At 62.3% G+C, this 9,076-nt stretch carries 12 protein-coding genes; 7 read left to right on the forward strand and 5 right to left on the reverse strand.

The window, feature by feature from the left end:
• Positions 1 to 118 precede the first annotated feature (118 nt).
• The 4 genes from rpmG to QWB57_RS03080 all read right to left on the reverse strand — a co-directional run bounded on the left by rpmG (position 119) and on the right by QWB57_RS03080 (position 2,581).
• On the reverse strand, positions 119 to 283 hold the full coding sequence (rpmG, locus tag QWB57_RS03065) for a 50S ribosomal protein L33 (RefSeq protein ID WP_028840080.1): 165 nt from the start codon (positions 281 to 283) through the stop codon (positions 119 to 121).
• 13 nt (positions 284 to 296) lie between these two features.
• A complete protein-coding gene (gene rpmB, locus QWB57_RS03070; protein WP_223629566.1) occupies positions 297 to 533 on the reverse strand; it encodes a 50S ribosomal protein L28 in 237 nt (78 codons plus the stop codon).
• A 135-nt stretch (positions 534 to 668) separates the two neighbouring features.
• The gene (locus QWB57_RS03075; RefSeq protein ID WP_288968281.1) at positions 669 to 1,895 is read right to left on the reverse strand and encodes a HAMP domain-containing sensor histidine kinase; all 1,227 of its coding nucleotides are present in this window, start codon (positions 1,893 to 1,895) and stop codon (positions 669 to 671) included.
• Positions 1,892 to 2,581, reverse strand: a complete 690-nt coding sequence (locus QWB57_RS03080) for a response regulator transcription factor (protein WP_288968283.1) — start codon at positions 2,579 to 2,581, stop codon at positions 1,892 to 1,894. Before QWB57_RS03080 ends, QWB57_RS03075 begins: the two co-directional genes overlap by 4 nt.
• A 90-nt stretch (positions 2,582 to 2,671) precedes the next feature.
• Between QWB57_RS03080 and QWB57_RS03085 the strand changes: the two genes are divergently transcribed.
• The 4 genes from QWB57_RS03085 to hemC all read left to right on the forward strand — a co-directional run bounded on the left by QWB57_RS03085 (position 2,672) and on the right by hemC (position 5,989).
• A complete protein-coding gene (locus tag QWB57_RS03085; RefSeq protein WP_223629568.1) occupies positions 2,672 to 3,490 on the forward strand; it encodes a hypothetical protein in 819 nt (272 codons plus the stop codon).
• Positions 3,491 to 3,529: 39 nt separating this feature from the next.
• A complete protein-coding gene (locus QWB57_RS03090; RefSeq protein ID WP_223629569.1) occupies positions 3,530 to 4,210 on the forward strand; it encodes an alpha/beta hydrolase in 681 nt (226 codons plus the stop codon).
• Positions 4,211 to 4,278: 68 nt separating this feature from the next.
• On the forward strand, positions 4,279 to 5,031 hold the full coding sequence (locus tag QWB57_RS03095; protein WP_223629570.1) for a LytTR family DNA-binding domain-containing protein: 753 nt from the start codon (positions 4,279 to 4,281) through the stop codon (positions 5,029 to 5,031).
• A gap of 46 nt (positions 5,032 to 5,077) precedes the next feature.
• On the forward strand, positions 5,078 to 5,989 hold the full coding sequence (gene hemC, locus QWB57_RS03100) for a hydroxymethylbilane synthase (RefSeq protein WP_288968285.1): 912 nt from the start codon (positions 5,078 to 5,080) through the stop codon (positions 5,987 to 5,989).
• A gap of 52 nt (positions 5,990 to 6,041) precedes the next feature.
• Here hemC and QWB57_RS03105 read toward each other — a convergent pair whose 3' ends face one another.
• Complete coding sequence (locus QWB57_RS03105) at positions 6,042 to 6,689, reverse strand: DUF481 domain-containing protein (protein WP_223629572.1); 648 nt, start codon at positions 6,687 to 6,689, stop codon at positions 6,042 to 6,044.
• Positions 6,690 to 6,778: 89 nt separating this feature from the next.
• Between QWB57_RS03105 and QWB57_RS03110 the strand changes: the two genes are divergently transcribed.
• The 3 genes from QWB57_RS03110 to QWB57_RS03120 all read left to right on the forward strand — a co-directional run bounded on the left by QWB57_RS03110 (position 6,779) and on the right by QWB57_RS03120 (position 9,007).
• Positions 6,779 to 7,753, forward strand: a complete 975-nt coding sequence (locus QWB57_RS03110) for a YafY family protein (RefSeq protein ID WP_223629573.1) — start codon at positions 6,779 to 6,781, stop codon at positions 7,751 to 7,753.
• Positions 7,750 to 8,667 (forward strand): patatin-like phospholipase family protein, encoded by a 918-nt coding sequence (locus QWB57_RS03115; RefSeq protein WP_223629574.1) that lies wholly within the window; start codon positions 7,750 to 7,752, stop codon positions 8,665 to 8,667. The genes QWB57_RS03110 and QWB57_RS03115 overlap by 4 nt, the downstream gene beginning before the upstream one ends.
• Before the next feature lie 85 nt (positions 8,668 to 8,752).
• Positions 8,753 to 9,007, forward strand: a complete 255-nt coding sequence (locus QWB57_RS03120) for a helix-turn-helix transcriptional regulator (protein WP_223629575.1) — start codon at positions 8,753 to 8,755, stop codon at positions 9,005 to 9,007.
• The last annotated feature ends 69 nt before the right edge of the window (positions 9,008 to 9,076 follow it).

Raw genomic sequence — 9,076 nt, forward strand, 5'->3', positions numbered from 1 at the left:
TGCAAAACAAAAACCCGCCGGATGGCGGGTTTTTGTTGAGAGCCTGATCCCCGGCAGGAGCATCCGGGGGTGCCGCGCCGGCAGAGGCGAACGCGCCAGGCACGTTCGCGCCAGTGCGTCACTTGATCTTGCCTTCCTTGTACATCACGTGCTTGCGAACAACGGGGTCGTACTTGCTGACTTCCATCTTGTTCGGGGTGTTTTTCTTGTTCTTGTCGGTGGTGTAGAAATGACCGGTGCCGGCCGACGAGATCAGACGGATTTTATCGCGCTTGGTAGCCATGATTCAGTTCTCCTCAGACCTTCTCGCCCTGCTTGCGCAGGTCGGCGAGGACGGCATCGATACCGTTCTTGTCGATGGTGCGCAGCGCGGCATTGGAAATACGGAGTTTGATCCAACGGTTTTCCGAAGCGACCCAGAAGCGACGCTCGTGGAGGTTGGGCTGGAAGCGACGGCGGGTCTTGCGATTGGAATGCGAGACGTTGTTACCGGTCGTCGTACGCTTGCCAGTAACTTGGCAGACTTTGGACACTGTGCACCTCGATGGTATGTGGTTGTCGCCCGTAGCCCGGGAGACGGCGGCCCCGGAGTAATACCCACACCGGGATACACTGCAGGACGCAGTGAGCCGCGCATTATGGGCGAGTTTTCCTTTCCACGCAAGCAGTTAGCTGTTGGGCTGGCGGCGGGCGCCCGCAATTTCGGGATGCAGCTGCAAACGCGTCTGGCTGGGGGACAGGATCAGCACTTGCCAGTCCAGGCGCGCAGCCAACCGATCCAGCAAGGCCGAACCGGTGCCGGTATCGGCGCGTGCAAGTGACCGCATGGCCGCCGAATCAGCCGTGGTGGTGGTGTGGATGTCCAGTGCCTGCGTGTCCATGCGCAGGTGTAGCTGGGTGCATGCCTGCGCTTGCAGCTGCAATCGCAGCAGGCCGGCGATCAATAACAGCGCCTCACGGCGTGCGGTGTGCAGTTGCACAGGGGCGTCAATGACGACCGGGATGGCAGGCTTGCCGACCATTGCACGCGCACTGGCATCCTGCAGCAGCGCCTGTGCATCCACGGGCTCAATGGTCAACGGTTTACGCCGCGCGCTGGCCAGCATGGCTTCCAGCAACTGCCCCATGTCTTGCACACCACGCTCGAGTCGCGCCAACCGGGTGTGCTGCTGCGGTGGCATGCCGGCATCGTCCAGCAACACTTCGGTGACACCTTGAATCACCGCCAGCGGGGTGCGCAGTTCGTGGCTGGCATCGGCAAGGAAAGCTTGCTCGTGCGCGTCGGCATCCACCAGCCGTGCCTGATAGGCGTCGATGGCAGAAGCCAATTGCCCAAGAGCATCGTGGCTGACAGCCGCAGCCAGTTGGGTTGGCTGCGGCCGTACCGGCAGGGCTTCCACGCTTTTTGCCAGATGCCGCACCGGTTGCAGGGCAATTCCAGCGAACAGCCAGCCCAGCCAGCCCGCCAATGCTGTGCCCAGCACAATCATGGCAATCACCAGCCGGTGCAGGTGGCGCTCCATTTGTTCGATATCACCCATGTCGATGACAAACACCAGGCGCCCCGCTGCGGTGTCGAACACCCCGACGTGAATATCTTCATCATCAGGATCTTCGTGCATGCCAGCGGGCAGCTGGGCATAGCGCGCCGGCAACGCCGGATCCAGGATGCGATACCCGCTTAGGCGATGGGTGGAGGGAAGTTGCAGCGCCTGCCCACGTGCCAGGCGCTGCCCGTAGTCTTCGGCTTGCCCGCGCAGGATTTCGCCAGAAACCACGTATTCGTAGTCGTTGGCCATGTCCTGCATGATCCATGCGGACAAGCTGCTCATCACCAAGCCCAGCAATAATGCCAATAGCGTGAAGCGCCGGCGTAGCGGCCATCGTGCGCTCATACCGCCCCCAACAAGCGGTACCCCACCCCGCGTACGGATTGGATCATGGCGTGCGCAAACGGCTTATCCACCAGTGCCCGCAACTCGTACACCTGGGTCTGCAGGGCGGCCACATCACCGCCATGCTGGCCCCACCCATGCTCCAGCAGGCGTGCATGCGGCACGATGCGCGGAGCTTCCTGCAACAGGCACGCCAGCACCGCACCTTGCAGTCGCGTCAACGGAATTCGCCGGCCCTCGCGGCTGGCTGTCATGCTGTGTGGATCGTAGGTCAATGGCCCAAATGTCAATGCGGTCTGTGCGTGCGCATGGCGGCGCAGCGCACGGATCCGCGCTTCCAGCTCGCGCAATGCGAAGGGTTTGACCAAATAATCATCGGCACCTTCGGCGTAACCCCGCAGCTTGTCTTCCAGACTGTCGCGCGCGGTCAACATCAATACCGGCACCCCATGCCCGGCCTCCCGCAAGCGCCGGCACAATGCCAAACCATCCAGTCTGGGCAAGCCCAGATCAAGCACAATCACATCAACGTCACCACGCAACGCCCGCGCCAAGCCACTGACACCATCAGCACAGTGATCCATTTCGTGGCCGCGCCGCTCCAGAAAATCCCAGATATTGGCGGCGATATCGTGCTGATCTTCAATCAGCAAGACGCGCAGGCCGGGGTTGGCAGAGGTGGGCATGGGCGAACGATGCATGGGTTTGGAGTGTGCCGTAAATCGGGTTAACGAACATCTGAGTTTCAGCAGAGTCAGTCCAACAGGTTGCGGCACATGCTGACGCCACTTCATACCGAGTACACCCGCATGCATACACCGACGTCACAACCTCTGGCCAAGGTGCCTGCAGTCACCTTGCTGTTCTGGTTGATCAAGATTGCCGCCACCACACTGGGTGAGACCGGCGGCGATGCGGTGACCATGTCGTGGCTGGGCGAAGCCGGCACGCAAACGCATGCCAATGGGTATTTGATTGGCACCGGCATTTTCACCGTCTTGTTCGCATTTGCGGTGTGGTTACAACTCCGTGCAAAGCAATTCAACCCATGGCTGTATTGGTTTGCCATTCTGGCCAGCACCACGGTGGGCACCACACTCGCCGATTTTGCCGACCGCTCGCTGGGGATTGGCTATAGCGGTGGCTCAGGAGTGCTGTTGCTGCTGCTGCTGGGCACGTTGTGGGCATGGAAGCGCATGTTGGGCACGGTGTCGGTGGCCAGTGTGGCCAGTCCGCAGGCCGAAGGGTTTTACTGGTTGACCATCATGTGTTCGCAAACGCTGGGCACGGCACTGGGGGATTGGGTGGCCGATACGCAGGGGCTGGGCTATACCGGTGGCATTGCGATCTTTGGCGGTGCATTGGCACTCGTGGCGATCCTGTATTGGTCGAAAAAGGTGTCGCCCACGCTGCTGTTCTGGGCTGCTTTCATCCTGACCAGGCCATTGGGCGCGGTGCTGGGTGACTTCCTGGATAAGCCGCTGGCCAGCGGTGGATTGGCCCTGAGCCGCACCTCGGCCACCGCAGCGCTATTGGTGTTTGTGGGTGCAGCGGTGTTGCTGTTTCCACAACGCGCAGCGGAGCGTACGCATTGATCGGCATAATGTGCGCAGGCCACTGCTGAACATTTTCACATGCTGCTTGAAACCATCGAACACAGCACCGGCGCGCATCCCCAATGGAGCGTGATTTGGCTGCACGGCCTGGGTGCCGACGGGCATGATTTTTCCCCCATCGTGCCGGAGTTGGTGCGCAAGGATTGGCCTGCGCTGCGCTTCGTATTCCCGCATGCACCGGTTCGCGCGGTCACGATCAATGGCGGCGCACGCATGCGGGCGTGGTACGACATCACCAGTTTCGGGTTTGATGATCTGGCGCTGCGCGCCGACAGTGCCGGTGTAGCCGAATCTGTCGCGCAAATCGAGGCACTGATTGCACGCGAGGGTGAACGTGGCGTGCCGCCGCAGCGGGTGTTGCTGGCAGGTTTCTCGCAAGGCGGGGCGATCACGCTGGCAGTCGGGTTGACGCGCAGCCAACCGCTGGCCGGCTTGATTGCGCTGTCGACCTATCTGCCAATGACTGCCCAGCAGGCGCAAGCCAGCATGGCTGTGCAGGCCGCAACCCAGCCGCTGTTTATGGCGCATGGCGTGTTTGATCCAGTGGTGCCACCTGCGGCCGGCGAAGCCAGTGCCAAAACCATGCAGGCGCTAGGGTTTGCGATGCAATGGCGGCGCTACCCGATGCAGCATTCGGTCTGTGCAGAGGAAATCACCCAGTTGGGCGACTGGATGACAGCGCGGTTTGCGGCCGGCTGAGGTGACGTTGGCCACTGCACACCGCTACCATCGGGGCAAGCCCGGGGTGGGCCCCGGAGTGTGAGCCCATGACGACACAACCCATGCGCGTGCTGGTGGTGGACGATGAGCCGCTGGCGCGCGCGCGCCTGTGCGGGCTGTTGTCCGGTCTGCCGCTGATCGATGTGGTGGGTGAGGCCGGCGACGGTCAAGCCGCCATCGATGCCTGCGCACGCCTGCACCCGGATGCCGTGTTACTGGATATCGCCATGCCCGGCATGGATGGGTTGGCGGCTGCGCGCGCGCTGGCCAATCTGCAGCCGCGCCCGGCGGTGGTGTTTTGCACTGCCTACGATGCGCACGCGCTGTCCGCGTTTGAAGCGCAGGCGCTGGATTATCTGGTCAAGCCGGTGCGCACCGAACGCCTGGCGCAAGCGTTGGACAAAGTGCGCACCTATCTGGCTGGGCGTGGTGCCGGGCGTGCTGCCGCGCAAGCCGGTGAGCCGCGCGCACGCAGCCAATTGTGCGCCCGGCTGGGCGGCAACTTGCGCATGATTCCGGTTGATGACATCTGGTTTTTGCAGGCGGATGAAAAATACGTGGTGGTGCATCACGCCCGTGGCGAGGATCTGATTGAAGAATCACTGCGGTCACTGGAAACAGAATTTGCCGACCGCTTCGTGCGCATTCATCGCAATTGCTTGGTGGCACGTGAGGAAATCACCGAATTGCGGCGCTCGCCAGAAGGACATGTGCATGCCGTCTTGCGCCACGGCGGCACGGCGTTGGAAGTCAGCCGTCGTTGTCTGCCCCATTTGCGCGAGGCCTTGCAGCAATTGTAGCCGCGCACAGGCGCCAACCAGCGGCGCGGCAAGCGATAATGCCGGCATGACCATCCTGCGCATCGCCACCCGCAAAAGCCCGCTTGCCGTTTGGCAGACCGAACACGTCGCCAGTCGCCTGCGTGCGGCCCATCCCGGTTTGCAAGTGGAACTGGTGCCGCTGAGCACCCGCGGCGACGAGATCCTGGATCGCTCGCTGGCGGCGATTGGCGGCAAGGGCTTGTTCCTCAAGGAACTGGAAATCGCCATGCAGCGGGGCGATGCCGATTGCGCGGTGCACTCGTTGAAAGACGTGCCGATGCAGCTGGAGCCGGGGTTTGCGCTGGCCGCGATTCTGCCGCGCGCCGACCATGCAGATGCCTTCGTCAGCAATCATTTTCTGCACCTGGATGAGTTGCCGCAAGGCGCTTGCGTGGGCACCTCGTCGCTGCGTCGGCAGGCGCAACTGCGCGCGCTGCGCCCTGATCTGCAATTGCGCGATTTGCGCGGCAACGTCAACACGCGGCTGGCCAAACTCGATGCCGGCGACTACGCCGCCATCGTGCTGGCTTGCGCTGGCCTGACCCGGTTGGGATTTGATGCCCGCATCCGCGCGCGACTGGATGCCCCGCATTGGCTGCCGGCACCGGCACAAGGCGCGATTGCCATTGAGTGTCGGCACGACGATGCCGCCACCCAGGCTTTGTGCGGCGTGCTGGACGATGCTGCAACGAACACCTGTGTACGCGCCGAGCGCGCCATGAACCTGGCCCTGCACGGCAGTTGCCATGTGCCGGTGGCGGCATTGGCGACATTGCAAGGTGGGCGCCTGCTGCTGCAAGGGCTGGTGGGTTCGGCGCGTGATGGCCAGTGTGTACGGGCGCAGGCTGAGGCCGCGATGACCACACCCGAAGCGCTTGGAATTACGGTCGCCGATGCCTTGCTGGCGCAGGGCGCGCGGGCACTGATCGACGGCTAACTGCGCCTCGCCACGCGCTGTTTCAACAAGCCAGGCCGCAACAATCCGTGCATCAAAACGCGTAGCGTAGATTCATGGTGGCATCGGTTTTATTGCGGCCCACCAGATTGCTGTCACGTGACACTTCCACCCCTGAGCTGAATGTCAGGGCTGGCAGCAATTGGGTTTTCACTTGCAAGCTGTTACGCAGATAAGTGCCACGCTGCCCGGTTTCCAGGCGCGTGGTTTGCGATAGCCGGGTGCGCTTGCTCAGCGTCTGCTGCCATTCCACCTGGCCGCGCAAAATCGGGCCGGTACCGGCAATGCCGTCATCCGCATAGCCTTTCATGCGATAGCCGGTATCCACCGACATCTTCAGGCTGGTGTCTTTGGTCTGCACGGCTTGCACGCCATATTGCATGCCCACGCGGGCATTGCTGCCTTGCGCTTTCACCCAATCCGGGCGGTTGCCGGACAAACGCAGGCGGCTGCCGCTGCCTGGCAAGTCATTGGCATCAATCCGTCGCTGTCCGGCTGGAATACTGACCATTGCTCCGCGCTGCCACTCGCCATTCACGCATTGCGCGGCCAGGCAGCGCGGCGGATCGATCAAGCGCTGCACGACCTCTGGCTGCAGCAACGGCAGCGCAGGGGTGGGGATTGCGGTGGGCGGTGCGGTGAGCGCCAACCACAACAACAGGGGCGTCGCAGCGTCAAGCATGCGCAGATCATACCGCAGCAGGTATGGCCCAAGCCTGACTGCGCGGCGGTGCCTGCCCCACGCACGGCGCACTGACGCATAATCCGGGCATGGAACGCTACGAACGCATCATTGCCCTGCATCGCCAATTACAGGCCGCCCACCGCCCGATCACCGTAGCCCGGCTGCAGGATGAACTGGCTTGCTCGCGGGCCACCGTGTACCGCGACATCGCGTTTTTGCGTGATGCACTGATGGCCCCGGTAGTCGGCGATGGCGAAGCCGGTTTTGCCTATGACAAGGCCGAAAGCGAGCGCTTCGAGCTGCCCGGCCTGTGGTTGAACTCGGAAGAATTGCACGCATTGTTGGCCGCCCAGCAATTGCTGGAACGCAGCAGCGGCGGCATGTTGTCGGCCGCCTTGGCGCCGCTGCAACAGCGCGTGGAAAAATTGCTGGACGCGCATTCGGGTAGCAAGCACGTGCCGATGCAGCGGGTGCGGGTGATCCCGCATCGTGGCCGCAGCATGGATGAGCACAGCTTCCGCATCGTCGCCTCGTGCGTCCTCGAGCGGCGCAAATTGGCATTTGACTATCGAGCGCGTTCCACCGATGAAAAAACCCGACGCATGGTCAGCCCGCAGCGCCTCACCCACTATCGCGACAACTGGTATCTGGATGCGTGGGACGAAGATCGCGAGGCGCTGCGAAGTTTTTCCATCGACCGCATGACGGCGGCGCGATTTGTGGAAGGTGCGGCACGTGACGTGGCGGATACCGAGCTGGATGCGCATTTGGCCGGCAGCTACGGCATCTTTTCCGGTGCCCCCAAAGCCTGGGCCACCATTCGCTTCAGCCCGAAGGCGGCGCGCTGGGTGGCCGATGAGCATTGGCATTCGCAGCAACAGGGCCGGCATCTGGCCGATGGCAGTTACGAGTTGAAGGTGCCGTATTCGGTGCCGCGTGAATTACTGATGGACGTGCTGCACTACGGTGCCGATGCCGAAATCATTGAACCCAAATCGCTGCGCGAGCAACTGCGCAGCCATTTGCAACTGGCCATCAGCAATTACGAGCCAGGCACATGACGCAGCCGCTGACCAACGACGCGTCACAACCCGCCCAAGATGCCTCAATCGTGTTGGCGTTGAGTGGTGGCGGCGCGCGTGGGCTGGCGCAGATTGGCGTGATCGAAGTACTGCAATCGCGTGGCTTGTATGTCACGGCAGTCGCCGGCACATCTTGCGGTGCCTTGGTCGGTGGGTGTTTTGCCGCCGGCAAATTGACCGAACTGAGCGACTGGATGTGCGCCACCAGTCGCAGCCAAATGTTGCGGCTGCTTGATCCCGGCATCAGCCGGCCGGCGATGTTCACCGGCAACCGATTGGTGCGCGCCCTGCGCGAAGTGATTGGCGAGCCGCGTATCGAAGAGCTGCCGATTGATTTCACCGCAGTCGCAGTGGATCTGAAAAGCCAACGTGAAGTCTGGTTGCGCCACGGCGACATGTGGGACGCCCTGCGCGCCTCATTTGCCATTCCTGGCATCTTCACGCCGCTCAGCATCGGCAATATGGATTTGGTGGATGGTGGCCTGCTGGCACCGTTGCCAATCACTGCCACGCGCTTGGCCGGCCCGCATCGGGTGGTGGCCGTGGATATCCACAGCGCGCCACCGCAACGTGCCGACACGCCGGTACGCGATGTCGATGCCGAAAACGGCAAGAGCACGCCCGGCATCCTTGGCCGCTGGTGGGATGCGCATTTTGGCGACGACGATGGCGCGCCACCTGGGCACCACTTCGGCCTGATGGAAGTGATGACGCGTTCGCTGGAAACCATGCAAGAGCGCATCGCCCGCGTGCAACTGGCACTGGAACCCCCCGAATTGCTGATCCACATCCCGCGCGACGCCTGCGAGTTCTACGAATTCTGGCGCGCCCGCGAATTGATCGACATTGGCCGCCGCGAAGCCGAAAAAGCATTGGACGCAGCGGGGTATTGAGGTAGACAGAATCACCCAATCCCATGATTTGACATATTAGTCAAAATGCTATCTATTTACATTGGGGTTTTGCCGAATAAGTTGAATGCAGACAATCCTTGAGTTGGGGCACGCCATTGCAGACCGACGACGCTCGCTTGGTTTGAAGCAGGGTGACGTCGCCCGGCAGGCCGGTGTCGCGCAAGAGATGCTTTCCCGGCTTGAGCGCGGGCGATGCGCGGAGTTCGGTGCACGCAAACTGTTGGCGATCGCGGCCGTCCTCGGCCTGGAGGTCGATTTCATCGAAACCGTGGTTTCGGGTTCTCTCGATGATCTGCGACGCGAGCGGTCCAACGCATGAGGATCATCAGGAACTCGGGCGCAGAGCGCGTCATCGACCTGGTTCGCCCCCGGATGCAGCCCGGATACC

Origin of the sequence: uncultured Thermomonas sp., from assembly GCF_937872235.1 — a bacterium.
Lineage (GTDB): Bacteria > Pseudomonadota > Gammaproteobacteria > Xanthomonadales > Xanthomonadaceae > Thermomonas > Thermomonas beijingensis.